This window comes from Acidocella aminolytica 101 = DSM 11237, from assembly GCF_900129125.1.
In the GTDB taxonomy this organism is placed as follows: Bacteria; Pseudomonadota; Alphaproteobacteria; order Acetobacterales; family Acetobacteraceae; genus Acidocella; species Acidocella aminolytica.
On record NZ_FQVJ01000005.1, the window covers coordinates 55,078 to 68,873 of the forward strand.

Below are 13,796 nucleotides of genomic sequence, written 5' to 3' on the forward strand. Positions count from 1 at the left end.
GCGGCTGAATGCAATGCCTTGAACTGGCCTGGATAACGCCCTCCACGGCATTTCAGGCGTTGGCAGCCAAGGCCCCGCTGGTGTTTCTGGACAGTGCGGCAACGGGCGATCCCCGTGCCGTGACCAGTTATATCGGGCTGGACCCGCTGGCCACGCTGCATCTGGATGATGCCAACGCCCTGCCCGCCTGGCTGGCCCACACCCGCCCGCAAGACGCAGCCTGCCCGCCCGCTTGGCCATTTGCCTTTAAAGGCGGGGCCATGGGGTTTCTGAGCTATGAGGCCGGGATGACCCGGATGGGCCTTGCCAGCCTGCACGCCGCTCCGCCCGACCTGCCCGCGGGCTGGTTCGGGATGTTCGATCTTGTACTGGGCTTCGACCATGCCGCCCGCCGCTGCTTTGCCCTGGCGGCGGACCGGCCCGGAGCCAGCGCCGCCGCGCGCCTCGCCGCCCCGGCTGCCCACCTGAGCGCTCCCCCGCCCGATTTTCCGCCCGTACCGCAGCTGGATTGGGCGGCAACGCTGGAACGGCCCGACTATGAGGCCAGGGTGGACAGGCTGCGCGCTTATATCCAGGCTGGCGACGTATTTCAGGCGAATTTCACCACCCGCTTCACCGCCTCGCGCCCCCCCGACTTCAACCCCGCCGCCTGTTACGCGGCTTTGCGTGCGCGCAGCCCCGCCCCGTTCGCCGCGTTTCTCGACACAGGCACGGGCGTAACGTTGTGCAGCGCCTCGCCGGAGCGGTTTCTCAGCCTGGATGCGGCGGGGCGGGTAGAAACAAGGCCGATTAAAGGTACCGCCCCGCGCGCCGCCACCCCCGCCGAGGACCAGGACAACGCCGCCGCCTTGCGCGCCAACCCCAAGGAGCGCGCGGAAAATCTGATGATCACCGATCTGCTGCGCAATGATCTCGGGCAGGTTTGCGCAATCGGCTCGGTAAGGGTGCCGGAATTATTCGCGGTCGAAAGCTACGCCCAGGCGCATCATCTGGTCTCCGCCGTCACCGGGCAACTGCGTGAAGGAGTGAGCGCAGCGGATTTGCTGCTGGCCTGCTTTCCAGGCGGGTCGATCACCGGGGCGCCGAAACACCGGGCGATGCAGATTATAAGTGAGCTGGAGACCGGCCCGCGCGGCGCCTATTGCGGCAGTATCGTCTGGATAGGGGTGGATGGCGCGATGGACAGCTCCATCATTATCCGTACGCTGGTCGCCACGCCGAAAACACTTTACGCCCAGGCGGGCGGCGGCATTACCTGGGACAGTGTACCCAGCGCGGAATATGAGGAGATGATGCTGAAACTCTCGCCTTTGATTGCCCATGGATGAGTTGGTCTGGCTGAACGGCCAGCTCATCCCCGCCGTCGAGGCGCTGATTCCCGCCTCGGATCGCGGGTTTACGCTCGGCGACGGGCTATTTGAGACGCTGTGCCTGCAAGGCGGCGTGGTACGGGATGTTCCCGCCCATTTCGCCCGGCTGGCCGCCGGGGCAAAGCTATTGCGGCTACCCTTGCCGTTCCATGCCGCCGCCATGGACGCGATTCTGACCGAAACCGCCGCCGCCAACCATCTGACCGAAGGCGGGTTGCGCCTGACCGTGACACGCGGCACCGGCCCGCGCGGCCTGCTGCCGCCGACATCCCCCCACCCCACAGTGCTGGTCAGCGCCTTTGCACCACCTTCCCGCGCGGCGACGGTGGGCGCCATTATCGCCACCTGCGTCGCGCGGGATGAAGCGTCGCCGCTTTCCCAGGTGAAAGTGCTGAATTATCTTCCGAACATTTTGGCGCGGCTGGAAGCGCAGGAGCGCGGCGCGGAGGAAGCTCTGCTACTCAACCGCGCCGGACGGGTGGCGGGGGCGACCATCGGCAATCTCTTACTCAAATCCGGCAGCATCTGGCTGACCCCGCCGGTGACGGAGGGCGCGCTGCCCGGCATCCGTCGCGCCCGGCTGCTGGCCAGCGGCAAGGTGAAGGAAGCGCCCATAGACCAGGACGCGCTGCGCAACGCCACGGCCTTGTGCGTCAGCAATGTGCTGACACTGCGACCGATTATTGCGCTGGACGGCGCGGCCCTGCCCGCCGAGCCCGCCGGGGAGTTGGCCGGGCTTTAGGCGACCAACTCGAACTTATCAACGTCCACCACGCCCATATCGGTGATCTTGAGATGCGGGATCACCGGCAATGGCATGAAGGCCAGATGTAGGAACGGCTCGGCCAGCGGGCAACCCATCTGGCTCGTGGCTTGGCGGAGCGCTTGAAGTTCGTCCCGCACAGTCTCGGCGGATTTAACGGACATCAGCCCCGCCATGCGCAGCGGCAACTCGCCCACCACCTGCCCGTTCGACACCGCGACAAACCCGCCCCCGAGTTCAATCAACCGGTTCACCGCCAGCGCCATCTGTGCCTCATCTGTGCCGGTGACGCAGACATTATGGCTGTCATGCCCGACCGAGGAGGCCAGCGCGCCATTTTTGAAGCCAAATCCCTTCACGAACCCGCGCCCAATATTGCGGTTTTTGCCATGCCGGGCCAGCACCGCAATTTTCAGCACATCATTCTCAAGATCCACCTGACGGCGGCCATTCTGGTAAGGCAGCGTCATAGTGAGGTGACGGGTGACGATCTGGTCCCGCTCGATCCCGATGACGGCGGTGGTGGGGCCTGAGGCGGGGACAATGAAATCTTCCGCGCTCACCGGGTCAAGCTTCATGCTGTTCAGCCCCACAAAAGCGGGGATGTTGCGGGCGGCGAAGTCGATCTCGTCCACAAGCCGCCCGCCTGCGATCACACGCTTGACCGCGCAGCTTTCCAGATCTTCCAGCAGAACAATGTCCGCACGCTGGCCTGGGGCGATCAGCCCACGGTCCCGCAGGCCAAACCCGCGCGCGGCAGCATAAGACACCGCGCGGTAGGCATGGAGCATTGGCACGCCGGAGGCGATGGCCTTGCGGACGAGATAGTCCAGATGCCCCTCGGCAAAAATATCCAGCGGATTGCGGTCATCCGTGCAGAAGGAGCATTGCAGCGAGGTTTCTGGCGTGAGGACGGGGCTGAGCGTGCGGACATCGCGCGTGACCGTGCCTTCGCGGATTAACAGATGCATGCCCTTACGCAGCTTTTCCCATGCTTCCGGCAGAGAGGTTGTTTCATGACAATTGCGAATGCCGCAGGAGAGATAGGCATTGAGATCGCGCCCTGAAAGTTTGGGTGCGTGACCATCTATATGCTCACCGGAGAAAGCGTAGAGTTTTTCCATCACCACGGGGTCTTTATGCAAAACGCCAGGGAAATTCATGAACTCCGCGAGGCCCAGCACTTTCGGGTGACTAAGATAAGGCAGCAGGTCCCCAGCGCGCAGCTCAGCGCCTGAGGTTTCCATGCCCGTGGCGGGCACGCAGGAGGAAAGCTGCACCCGCAGATCCATGGCTAAGACCGAGGCGGAATTTGCGAAATAGGAAAGCCCTTCAGTACCCAGCACGTTGCAGATTTCATGCGGATCACAGATGGCGGTAGTGGTGCCGCGTGGCAGCACGATGCGGTCAAACTCTGAAGGGGCGACCAGCGTGGATTCGCAATGGACATGCGTGTCGATAAAGCCCGGCACGGCGATGAGCCCGCGCCCATCTATCTCGCGCACGCCGTCATAGTTCTCATATGTGCCGATGATGCGGTTGCCGGATATGGCGATGTCACTCTGGGCGATTTCACCAGTGACAAGATTCAAGAATTTTGCGCCCTTAATGACAAGATCAGCCTTTGTGCGGCCAATAGCTTGGTCAATACAGCGCTCAAGGAAGCCCGGAGGCAGTTTGCTGTTCTTCTCCATGACCCATGATACAGATTCGGCGATGAGGGGCCAGAGAAAATTTCACGGTTTGGTGATCGGACGTGGGTTCCGGCAATGTTCCACGTGGAGCAGGGTTGAAGAATTTAGAGAGGAATGACGCATTATACGCTGATGACGAAAGAGTTTGATTTTTCAAGAAACTTTTCGACATGATTGTGGTTTGAGTTGGCAATAATATGTTCATGGAGAAAGGGGGATTGGCTGTGCTTTGAATGGCGATTTTTTGGGGGGAAAGCAGTCTGTCTTGTCCTGGGCGAGAAAGACGTGAAACCCGACAATCTTGCGGCGCAAGCTTTCATCCTGCTCATGTTGACGTTGCACAGCAGAGTCGTCCCTTCTGAGTGGCAAGGCTTCTGCGCGGAATAGGGGGCCTCCTGGTCTAATTACTCGTCTGCCTGAACTGTCCGTGATGCACCCTGCAAGTGCTAGGTTGCTAGGATGGCTCCCCCGACGATGAGGAACGCGGTCATACCCAAAGTTACCGTGGCGACGGCCTTTCCTGCTAGAACCAACAGTAAGGTCGAGATGAGGGGGGCCAGATAAGAAGGTCTGGCCTGCGGGCTGCATGGGGTTGAGCGCCTGATGCGTGAGAATGGCTATCGGGCACGGCCGAAGCGCCGGGCCAAGCCGAAGGACGAGGGCGAGCGTGCAGTGATCGCCGATAATATCCTCGACCGGGATTTTGCGGCCACCCGGCCAAACCAGAAATGGCTGGCCGACTTCACCTATATTTGGACCGCCGAAGGATGGCTGTATGTGACTGCGGTTCTGGACCTTTTCTCCCGGCGCATCGTTGGCTGGTCGATGAAGGCAACCCGTCATTCATAGGGATGCCGTACGACAATGCGCTGCCATTTCTGGTCGCTCTCAGTCTGAGCAGGGGTATCGGGATAACAGACATCAGTATGCAATTATCTGAGCTCTTTTTTGAAGATAGTATTGAAAAATAATGATTTCTTCTGTCGACCAGAAGTACCCCCATGGCTATGAGAAGCATGCACGCCCAAACATTGCCACGTGTTATAGTTTGTGCCAAAGACCTATCGATAATCTCTAAGCCGTCATCACGTGTGAGGTTCTACTTTGCCTACTCGTCGCTTCTTAATTCGCCGTGGTGCCTTAGCCCTTACTTCAGTTGCCGCGTTGAGCCTGGCAAGCAGCCGGTCTGCGGAGGCAGACACCATGATGTCCAAACAAGCGGCTGCCTACCAAGACCAACCGAATGATGGAAAGCGGTGTTCCGCCTGCTGCATGTTTGTGCCTGGCGATCCCTCTCACTGCACCATGATTAGCGGCGTCATCAGTTCGCATGGTTGGTGCAAGTTCTGGGAGGCTGGCCCCAACGACACCTGTAGCTGATACCACGTGCGGCCTGCCACTATTCCTGCTTGGCGTGATTAACTTTCTCCAAGCGCCGTTCAGCGATTGAGCAACCAAACCACAAATGAAAGCACCAGACTAACGACGACGCAGCTCGTGATGGGGAAGTAAAACGAGAAACGTTCGCTGCGAATAGAGATATCCCCAGGGGGATGCGCAAGGCCAAGCCTGCCAGGCCACGGCCATAGCAGACCGGCAGCAAGCAAGAGGGCGCCTAGGACAATTACGAAAAGCCCCATGGTGCTTTCTCATCACGACTTGAACTGCGCATTGCCAGCGCCCAGTCGGGCGCCGCTGCGATCACCGGTTGAGGGCAAGCTGGATGGCGGGCGTCCACGGTATGTCCGTATCCAGAAACGAGGGGCTCAAGCTTCTACGACCGCTTTTGGGCGCAAGCGGAGGCGTTCGATCAACGCCAACGAATGACCGGTCTTGGTATTCGCGGCGTTGCCTTCCTATGTCTGGGTGGGGTCGATCACCGGACCAAAATTCCGAGCAGGTTCTGCGACTGAGTTTGATATGATTAGAGTTTGAAGAATCGACTGCATCGAACCAACGGAAAAATACGAAGCCTCACCGATACCGGGTGGTTGCCTGACTGATGCGTAACAGCATTAGCCAACCAGGGATTATTCTGCCGCTGGATTGACGCCTGCAAAGAGACCAGTACTCCTTACCCTCCCACTAGCGCCTTAGCGAATTCCGTCGCGTCAAACGGGCGCAGATCCGCAATCTGTTCGCCCGTGCCAACGGCGTGAATGGGAAGGCCGTATTTTTCCGCCAGGGCCACCACGATGCCGCCGCGGGCGGAACCGTCAAGCTTGGTGACAATCAGGCCGTTCAGGTCCACCATCTCCTTGAAAATACCCACCTGCGTCACCGCATTCTGGCCGGTGGTGGCGTCCAGGGTCAGCAGCGTGGCGTGCGGGGCGGTGGGGTCCAGCTTGCGGATCACGCGGATGATCTTCCGCAGCTCCTCCATCAAGGCAGTTTTGTTGTGCAGTCGCCCGGCGGTGTCGATCAGCAGCACATCCGCCCCGGTTTTCTGGGCGCGGCTCAGCGCGTCATGCGCCAGGGAGGCCGGGTCTGTGTTGGCGGGGGCGGTGACAACCTCGCACCCCGCGCGCTGCCCCCAGACCTGCAGCTGCTCCACCGCTGCGGCGCGGAAGGTGTCGCCCGCCGCCAGCATCGGCGTCAGGCCCTGCTCACGGTATACCGAGGCCAGCTTGCCAACGGTGGTGGTTTTACCCGCGCCATTCACGCCCACCATCAGGATCACGTAAGGCTTGTGGGCGCGGTCCAGCTCAAGCGGCGTGGCCACAGGGGTGAGCACCTCGGCGATTTCCGCCGCCAGTGTCTCGCGCACTTCCTCGTCCGTGACCTCCTTGCCAAAGCGCGTGGAGCGGAAGCCTTTGATGATCCGCGCCGCCACGGCGGGGCCAAGGTCAGCGGCGATCAGCTGGTCCTCCAGCTCCTCCAGCGCCTCATCATCCAGCTTGCGCTTGGTGAACACGCCCGTGATGCCGCCAGTTATCTTGGCAGCCGAACGGGAAAGCCCGGTTTTCAGCCGGGAGAAAAACGAGGATACAGCCATGTTTTAAAAAATTCCGGGCAATTCGCCAGCGAAGGCGGTCTCGGCGGGGCCACGCATTAGCACATGGCCGTTTTCCGCCCAGGTGATCAACAATTCACCGCCATCCATCTCCACCACCGCCATGCGGCCGGTCAGCCCCCTGCGGTGCGCGTTCACCAGCGTGGCGCAAGCGCCGGAGCCGCAGGCCAGCGTGAGCCCGGCGCCGCGCTCCCACACGCGTAAGCGGACGCGGGAGGTGCTGTCGATCCGCGCGAAGCCGATATTGGCTCGCTCAGGGAAGATGCGGTTTTTCTCCAGCATAGGGCCGATGGTCTCGATCGGCAGATGGGTGAAATCGTCGATGAAGAAGGTTGCGTGCGGGTTGCCCATGGAGCACGCCGCCGGGTCGGAGACCGGCCCCAGGCTCAAAGGCAGATGCAGCGTGTCATACGGACCGGAGAGCGGCACATCGCCCCATTCCAGATGCGGCGGGCCCATATCCACCTCAACCAGGCCCGGCCCCAGAATTTCAGCCACCAGCAGCCCGGCGACGGTACGGATTTTAACCCATTGCGCGCCGGATTCCTCAGCCAGCAGAGCGGCCACGCAGCGTGTAGCATTGCCGCAGGCGCCGCTCTCGGAGCCGTCTGAATTCAGAATCCGCATGAACGCATCAGCACCGGCGTCATCGGACTCGATGATGACAAGCTGGTCACACCCAACGCCCCGCCGCCGGTCGGCAATGTGGCGCACGGCCTCCGGCGCCAGGGCCAGCTTGGCGACGCGAGCATCCAGCACCACAAAGTCGTTACCGGCGCCATGCATTTTCAGAAAAGGCAGCATGGCCCTTCCTTACCCTGCCCAGCAAGGCGGCGCAAAGGCCGCCACGCGGGATTTAGTATATCGCGGAGGTCACAGCCCGCAGCGCGCGTTCTTCCAGCGCGCGGCCCGTGCCGTTTGCCACGCATTGCAGCGGGTTCTCGGCCACCATCACCGGCAGACCAGTTGATACGCGCAGCACCTCGTCCAGCCGGTGCAGCAACGCGCCGCCGCCGGTGAGCATGATGCCCTTGTCCACGATATCCGCCGCCAGCTCCGGCGGGGTGTTTTCCAGCGCCACTTTGATCGCCTCGACAATCTGCCCCACCGGCTCGGCCAGGCTCTCGGCGATCTGGCGCTGGGTCACCGTGACCTCGCGCGGGACGCCATTGATGAGGTCGCGGCCCTTCACAAAGCGGCTCGGGCCGTCAGTGTTGCTGTCCACCCAGGCAGCGCCGATATCCATTTTAATCCGCTCGGCAGAGCTTTCGCCGATCAGCAGGTTAAATGCGCGGCGGATATAGGAGATGATTGCTTCATCCAGTTTGTCACCGCCCACGCGCACGGAGCGCGCATAGACGATACCGCCCAGCGAGATCACCGCGACCTCAGTGGTGCCGCCGCCAATATCCACGACCATGGAGCCGGATGGCTCGGTCACCGGCAGATTGGCGCCGATCGCAGCGGCCATTGGCTCCTCGATCAGCAGCACCTTGCGCGCCCCGGCACTCTCGGCGGATTCCTGAATCGCGCGGCGCTCGACGGCGGTGGAGCCGGAAGGCACGCAGATAATGATCAGTGGCGAGGCGTAGCCGCGGCGGTTATGTACCTTCCGGATGAAGTGCTTAATCATCTCCTCCGCCACCTCGAAATCCGCGATGACACCATCACGGAGCGGGCGGATCGCTTGGATGTTACCCGGTGTGCGGCCCAGCATCAGCTTGGCGTCCTCACCCACGGCCAAAACCTGCTTACGGCCTTTTACATCCTGAATCGCCACGACGGAGGGTTCCGCCAGAACAATGCCGCGCCCCTTCACATAGACCAGCGTGTTCGCAGTACCCAGATCAATCGCCATGTCGGCCGACATCAGGCCGAGAAGTTTGGAAAACATCAAAACCCTTTCCGCAAGGCAGAGGCCTTATTCTCCACGCCCCCGCGCGTGGAGTCTGGCCGCTGGCCTTACAGCCCGTTCAGCCTTGGGGCAAGGGTCTCAATCAAGCCCTTCATTCGCCATATTTGCCGGTCCATAACGAGGAAATCAGGGAATACTGAATCATCAAGGAGATACACGTGAAAAGAAAAGCCATCCCCGTTATTTTATTGACAGTGGCGGGACTTAGCTTGGCTGGGTGCGGCTATTCACCGGGCTCTCGCGCGCTCTCCGGCGGCACCATCGGCGCCGGGGCGGGGGCTGTTCTGGGTGCGGTAACCGGCATTGGGCCCGCCGCCGGCGCCGCAATTGGCGGTGGTGTGGGGGCCGTGGCGGGGGCGGCGATCAGCCCTAATACATTAAATCTCGGAAAGCCGCTCGTCGGAAACTGAACTTCACATGAAGGAGCTGTCAGGCGGCCTAGCGCCGCTTGAAATCTCAATCGTGGACTAAATATCCGTTTCATGAACGGGTTATTAGGAGAGTTAGAATGCTTCGCAAGATAACAACCGGCCTGGTTCTGGCCGCGTCTCTCACGGCTTTGGCGGGTTGTGGCTATTCACCTGGCCACCGGGCCTTAACAGGCGGTGCCATTGGCGCGGGCGGCGGTGCCATTATTGGCGCGGCGACCGGCATGGGCGCTGGCACAGGGGCGCTCATTGGCGGAGCAGCTGGTGCTGTCACGGGTGCGGCGACCTCGCATAATCAGGTCAATCTGGGGAACTAACCGGCCCATGGCCCCGGCTGCTCCGGGGCCAGCCCTTTTTGCCTCACGTCACGGTGACGACGACCACATGATCGACATCTACCTCCTGTAGCGCCTGGTACAGTGCGCCGATGCCCGCCAGCATGGCGGCGCCGGCGCCATCCGCGTCTTCCTCGGAAAAATCCTCATAGGCTTCGTCCAGTTCCTCGACGGTGAAATTCTCCGGGTTGAGCTGTTCGTAATACTTGTCCTGGTCTTCCTTAGTCAGAATGAACACAAGTGCCTCAGTGACTTCGGCCAGATCGGCCAGCACGGCATTTTCGCTCGTCTCAAGGTCGATGTCGTAATCATCTGCCAGTACCGGCAGCAGCACAGAGAAAATATCGCCATCCTCCTCGAACTCGACCACCGAGGTGCCGTTGGCGGCCAGGACATCTGGCAGGCTCTGCGGATCGTCACCGGTGATGGCTTTGGCAATGTCCTTCAGCTCTTCCCGAGGCAGACGGACAAAAGACGCGATGGCCGGCATGCGGTGTTTCCCTTACTGTTAGATCCTTCATAACAACCATGAAGGGGCGCTGTCAGCACCCTTCCCTCTTGGCCCCATGGCCCTTGCGCGCTAAATGCGCCGGTTGGACAAACAGGAGGACCTGCATGACTGAAGAAACACGGCGTTTCGGCACCGAAGTTGGCCGCTTGCTCGACCTGGTGGTTCACTCGCTTTATTCCGACCGGGAAATTTTCCTGCGGGAGCTGGTGGCCAACGCGGCCGACGCTACGGATAAGCGCCGCTTTATGGCGCTGTCTGATGGGGCGCTGGCGCTGCCAGACAATGCTGCCATCCGCATCAGCGCGGATAAAGCGGCGCGGACCATCCGCATTGAGGATAACGGCATTGGTATGAGCAAGGAGGAACTGGCGGAGAATCTGGGCACCATCGCCCGCTCCGGCACTGCCGCCTTTACCAGCCAGCTAGCCAGTGCCAAGCCGGAGGATCGCCCCAGCCTGATCGGCCAGTTCGGCGTCGGCTTCTATTCCGCCTTCATGGTGGCGGAAAAGGTGGAGGTGACCTCCCGCAAGGCCGGGCATGAGGAAGCCTGGGAGTGGGTTTCCGACGGGCAGGGCGAATATACCCTCAAATCCGCCGCGCGCGGTGCGCCGGGTACCACCATCCTGCTGCATATCAAGCCGGATGCGGAGGAGTATCTGGAGCCGATCCGCCTGAAAACCATCATCCGCAAATGGGCCGACCATATCACCTGGCCCGTGGAGATTGAGGAAGACGGCAAATTCGAGGCAGCGACTGAAGGCAAGGCGCTGTGGCGCAAGAACCGCTCCGAGATCACGCCAGAGGAATACGCGGATTTCTATCGCCATGTCGGGCATAATTTCGATGAGCCCTTCGCCACCATACACTGGCGCGCGGAAGGCACGGTTGAATTCAACGCTTTGCTGTTCATCCCCTCACAGAAGCCCTTCATGCCCGTGGAGGAAAGCCGCGAGAGCAAGGTGCGGCTGCATGTGAAGCGGATGTTCATCACCGATGACGCGAAGCTGCTGCCTAACTGGCTGAACTTCGTGGTCGGCGTGGTGGATACCGAGGATCTGCCGCTGAACGTCTCGCGTGAGATTCTGCAATCTACCCCGGTACTGGAAAAAATCCGCAAGGTGCTGGTCAACCGCGTGCTCTCAGAGCTGAAGGCCAAAGCCAAGGACGCCGAGGCGTTCAAAGCCTTCCTGGAGAATTTCGGCTCTGTGATGAAGGAGGGCATTTACGAAGATACCGGCCACGCCGCCGAGATCGCCGCCCTGCTGCGCTTTGCCTCCACCAAAGAAGACGCGACTACGCTGGATGACTACATCGCCCGTATGCCCGAGGGGCAGAGCGATATTTATTACCTCGCGGGCGATGCCGCGCACCTCAAAACCTCCCCGCAGCTCGAAGGCTTTGCCGAGAAGGGCTATGAAGTGCTGCTGCTAGGTGATGCCATCGACGCATTCTGGCCGGGCCGCTTGGGCAGCTATAAAGAGAAGAAGCTCGTCTCTGTCTCTCAGGCGGGCAATCTTTTCGCGGCAGGAGATGTGCCGGAGGCCATCACCAACCTGTGCACCAAGCTGAAGGAGGCGCTGGGCGAGGATATTTCCGAGGTCACAGCATCCTCCCGCCTTAAAGACAGCCCGGCAATGCTGGTGGCGGCGGAGGCGGGACCAGACCTAGCCATGCAGCGCCTGCTGCGCCGTGCGGGCCGCCCGGTATTCGGCCTGCCGCCGAAGCTGGAAATCAATCCCAGCCATAAGCTGGTGGAAGCCTTGGCTGCGAAAGAGGATGTGAAGGAGGCCGCAAGCCTGCTGCTTAACCTCGCCAAGCTGCAGGATGGCGATCTGCCAGAGAACCCGGCGGAATTCGTGAAGCAGATTTCAGCCGCCCTGGCGGAAAACGCGTAACAGACTTGGGTGCGGCGTATTATAAAACGCCGCACCGGCAGGAATTTTTTACCGCTGCAAAGCTGCCAGCGCCGCATCGTGCAAGGCACGGTTGGCGCTGGCCAGCACGGACCCGTCGCAGCCTAGTTTCAGGGGTTCGCCGGACCAGTCCGTGACCACCCCGCCCGCGGACTCCACCACCGGCGCCAACGCCGCCCAGTCCCACGGCTTCAAGTCATGTTCAGCAACCAAATCAATCTGCCCCAGCGCCAGCAGGCCGTAGGAATAGGCGTCCCCGCCCCAATAAATACGCTTGGCGGCGTGTTTTAGCTGGTTGAACCGCCGTACCGCCTCTGGCCCGGCCCCGGCGATCATCTCCGGCGAGGTGGCAGCGAGTTCCGCAGCCGCCAGCGCCACGCTCTGGCGTGTGCCGGGCGTGCCGCCCAGCCCGCCCGTGAACCGCAACGCCTGGCCGCGCCCGCCCGCCCAACGCTCCCGCGTGACTGGCTGGTCGATAAAGCCCAGCACCGGCACGCCATCCTCCAGCAGCCCCAGCAGCGTGGTGAAGCTGGTGCGCCCTGTGATAAAAGCGCGGGTGCCGTCAATCGGGTCAATCACCCAGACATATTTGGCGCCGGTATTATGAGAGGGAAACTCCTCACCGATAATGCCAAAGGCCGGCGTCGCCTTAGCCAGCGCGGCGCGCAGCACTTCCTCGGCCTTGCGGTCGGCGGCGGTGACGGGGCTTTCATCGGATTTATCATCCGCCCCCAAACCCACGCGGAAGTAGGGCCGAATAGCGGCCCCGCTGGCATTGAGCGCCGCATCGGCAATCGCGATTAAATCCTGCATGGGTCAGGGCAGCTTAACAGGGCTGGCGGAGTTCTGGTTCAGATAAGCAATCATGTCGGCCCTTGTCTGATCATTCTTGATGCCAGGATAGGCCATGTGGGTACCCGGCGCAAAGGCCGCCGGGGATTTCAGCCAGTCATCCAGCCGCGCCGCCGTCCAGGGCTTGCCCGCCTTGGGCTTCACCGCATCCGAATAATCAAAACCTGACGCCGAGAAGGATTTGGAGCCGACAACCCCGTACAGGTTGGGCCCCACCCCGTTCGCGCCGCCTTTGGCGATGGTATGGCAGGCGGTGCATTGCTCCTCAAACAGCGCTTTACCCTTGGCGGGGTCGGCATGGGCCAGCAGCGCGGTCAGGTTTTCCGCTGGCGCCGTGGCGGGGGGCGCGGCGGACGCGCCATGTTCCTCGGACTCGGACTTGATTTGAGATGCCGAGGGCAGTGGCACCGGCCGGTTAGAGAGCGTACGCAGATATGCGACCACATCCGCGCGGGTCTGGGTGTTGTGAATCCCGGGGTAAGACATGCCCGTGCCCGGCGCGAAATTGCTCGGTGAGTAGAGCCACTCATTCATCTCATCATAGGTCCAGTTGCCATGGGCCTTGGCCTTCACTGCGGCTGAGTAGCTGAACCCGGTATGGGCAAACATCGGCGCGCCCACTACGTCATACAAATTGGGCCCCACGCCATTCGCCCCGCCTTGGGTGAAGGTATGGCAGGCCGCACATTGCTGCTGCACAAAGGCCATGCCCTTGGCTACATCCGCCTTGGCCAGCAGCGGCAATATGCTTTCAGGCCCGGCAGGTTTGGACGCCTGTGCCGGGGCAGCGCTGGGTAGCGCGGCAATCTTGATGGCGGGTTTCTCCGGCGCTTCATCCGACATGACACTATGGGCGATGCGATTCGCCCCCCATAACACCAGCCCTGCCGTCAGCACTCCCGCCGCGATCTTATTACCAAGCAGACCATCCTTGCCCGATTTGTCCATGGTTTCCCCCGGGTTCGTATTCTGGACGCGTTGCACTAAGGCGTAGAGCGAATT

General features: G+C 61.4%; 13 protein-coding genes and 1 pseudogene. 6 read left to right on the plus strand and 8 right to left on the minus strand.

Annotated elements, in window-relative coordinates:
- Positions 1-8 precede the first annotated feature (8 nt).
- A complete protein-coding gene (gene pabB / locus BUB54_RS04175) occupies positions 9-1,328 on the plus strand; it encodes an aminodeoxychorismate synthase component I (RefSeq protein WP_048878363.1) in 1,320 nt (439 codons plus the stop codon).
- Positions 1,321-2,112 (plus strand): aminotransferase class IV, encoded by a 792-nt coding sequence (locus BUB54_RS04180; RefSeq protein ID WP_048878362.1) that lies wholly within the window; start codon positions 1,321-1,323, stop codon positions 2,110-2,112. Before pabB ends, BUB54_RS04180 begins: the two co-directional genes overlap by 8 nt.
- On the opposite strand, the gene ade is transcribed toward BUB54_RS04180, so the two are convergent.
- Positions 2,109-3,827, minus strand: coding sequence for an adenine deaminase (gene ade / locus BUB54_RS04185; protein ID WP_048878361.1), 1,719 nt, complete (start codon positions 3,825-3,827; stop codon positions 2,109-2,111). The genes BUB54_RS04180 and ade overlap by 4 nt on opposite strands.
- Positions 3,828-4,391: 564 nt before the next feature.
- Here ade and BUB54_RS04190 point away from each other — a divergent pair.
- Positions 4,392-4,661 (plus strand): annotated as a pseudogene (locus tag BUB54_RS04190) (DDE-type integrase/transposase/recombinase); the annotation flags it as partial.
- A 605-nt stretch (positions 4,662-5,266) separates the two neighbouring features.
- Here the strand turns inward: BUB54_RS04190 and BUB54_RS04200 are convergent.
- From BUB54_RS04200 to BUB54_RS04215, 4 genes are all read right to left on the minus strand, one after another.
- Positions 5,267-5,467 (minus strand): DUF2905 family protein, encoded by a 201-nt coding sequence (locus BUB54_RS04200; RefSeq protein ID WP_073211275.1) that lies wholly within the window; start codon positions 5,465-5,467, stop codon positions 5,267-5,269.
- Between the two features lie 434 nt (positions 5,468-5,901).
- The gene (ftsY, locus tag BUB54_RS04205; protein WP_048878360.1) at positions 5,902-6,822 is read right to left on the minus strand and encodes a signal recognition particle-docking protein FtsY; all 921 of its coding nucleotides are present in this window, start codon (positions 6,820-6,822) and stop codon (positions 5,902-5,904) included.
- A gap of 3 nt (positions 6,823-6,825) precedes the next feature.
- Positions 6,826-7,644 carry a diaminopimelate epimerase gene (dapF, locus tag BUB54_RS04210; protein WP_048878359.1) on the minus strand — a complete coding sequence of 273 codons (819 nt, stop codon included), beginning with the start codon at positions 7,642-7,644 and terminating at the stop codon, positions 6,826-6,828.
- A gap of 52 nt (positions 7,645-7,696) precedes the next feature.
- Positions 7,697-8,734 (minus strand): rod shape-determining protein, encoded by a 1,038-nt coding sequence (locus BUB54_RS04215; RefSeq protein ID WP_048878358.1) that lies wholly within the window; start codon positions 8,732-8,734, stop codon positions 7,697-7,699.
- Between the two features lie 179 nt (positions 8,735-8,913).
- Here BUB54_RS04215 and BUB54_RS04220 point away from each other — a divergent pair, with 179 nt between their 5' ends.
- On the plus strand, positions 8,914-9,165 hold the full coding sequence (locus BUB54_RS04220) for a YMGG-like glycine zipper-containing protein (RefSeq protein WP_048878357.1): 252 nt from the start codon (positions 8,914-8,916) through the stop codon (positions 9,163-9,165).
- Between the two features lie 98 nt (positions 9,166-9,263).
- Positions 9,264-9,500 (plus strand): YMGG-like glycine zipper-containing protein, encoded by a 237-nt coding sequence (locus BUB54_RS04225; RefSeq protein WP_048878356.1) that lies wholly within the window; start codon positions 9,264-9,266, stop codon positions 9,498-9,500.
- 43 nt (positions 9,501-9,543) lie between these two features.
- Here the strand turns inward: BUB54_RS04225 and BUB54_RS04230 are convergent, their stop codons facing one another.
- Positions 9,544-10,008 carry a hypothetical protein gene (locus BUB54_RS04230; RefSeq protein WP_048878355.1) on the minus strand — a complete coding sequence of 155 codons (465 nt, stop codon included), beginning with the start codon at positions 10,006-10,008 and terminating at the stop codon, positions 9,544-9,546.
- 125 nt (positions 10,009-10,133) lie between these two features.
- Here BUB54_RS04230 and htpG point away from each other — a divergent pair, with 125 nt between their 5' ends.
- On the plus strand, positions 10,134-11,924 hold the full coding sequence (gene htpG / locus BUB54_RS04235; RefSeq protein WP_048878354.1) for a molecular chaperone HtpG: 1,791 nt from the start codon (positions 10,134-10,136) through the stop codon (positions 11,922-11,924).
- A 48-nt stretch (positions 11,925-11,972) separates the two neighbouring features.
- Here htpG and BUB54_RS04240 read toward each other — a convergent pair whose 3' ends face one another.
- On the minus strand, positions 11,973-12,755 hold the full coding sequence (locus BUB54_RS04240) for an inositol monophosphatase family protein (RefSeq protein WP_048878353.1): 783 nt from the start codon (positions 12,753-12,755) through the stop codon (positions 11,973-11,975).
- A 3-nt stretch (positions 12,756-12,758) separates the two neighbouring features.
- Positions 12,759-13,742 (minus strand): c-type cytochrome, encoded by a 984-nt coding sequence (locus BUB54_RS04245; RefSeq protein ID WP_139284787.1) that lies wholly within the window; start codon positions 13,740-13,742, stop codon positions 12,759-12,761.
- Positions 13,743-13,796 lie beyond the last annotated feature (54 nt).

Bases quoted from the DNA above. Each gene is read 5' to 3' on its own strand.
- pabB (WP_048878363.1), top strand. From the start codon at position 9: ATGCAATGCCTTGAACTGGCCTGGATAACGCCCTCCACGGCATTTCAG.
- BUB54_RS04180 (WP_048878362.1), top strand. From the start codon at position 1,321: ATGGATGAGTTGGTCTGGCTGAACGGCCAGCTCATCCCCGCCGTCGAG.
- ade (WP_048878361.1), bottom strand. From the start codon at position 3,827: ATGGAGAAGAACAGCAAACTGCCTCCGGGCTTCCTTGAGCGCTGTATT.
- BUB54_RS04200 (WP_073211275.1), bottom strand. From the start codon at position 5,467: ATGGGGCTTTTCGTAATTGTCCTAGGCGCCCTCTTGCTTGCTGCCGGT.
- ftsY (WP_048878360.1), bottom strand. From the start codon at position 6,822: ATGGCTGTATCCTCGTTTTTCTCCCGGCTGAAAACCGGGCTTTCCCGT.
- dapF (WP_048878359.1), bottom strand. From the start codon at position 7,644: ATGCTGCCTTTTCTGAAAATGCATGGCGCCGGTAACGACTTTGTGGTG.
- BUB54_RS04215 (WP_048878358.1), bottom strand. From the start codon at position 8,734: ATGTTTTCCAAACTTCTCGGCCTGATGTCGGCCGACATGGCGATTGAT.
- BUB54_RS04225 (WP_048878356.1), top strand. From the start codon at position 9,264: ATGCTTCGCAAGATAACAACCGGCCTGGTTCTGGCCGCGTCTCTCACG.
- BUB54_RS04230 (WP_048878355.1), bottom strand. From the start codon at position 10,008: ATGCCGGCCATCGCGTCTTTTGTCCGTCTGCCTCGGGAAGAGCTGAAG.
- htpG (WP_048878354.1), top strand. From the start codon at position 10,134: ATGACTGAAGAAACACGGCGTTTCGGCACCGAAGTTGGCCGCTTGCTC.
- BUB54_RS04240 (WP_048878353.1), bottom strand. From the start codon at position 12,755: ATGCAGGATTTAATCGCGATTGCCGATGCGGCGCTCAATGCCAGCGGG.
- BUB54_RS04245 (WP_139284787.1), bottom strand. From the start codon at position 13,742: ATGGACAAATCGGGCAAGGATGGTCTGCTTGGTAATAAGATCGCGGCG.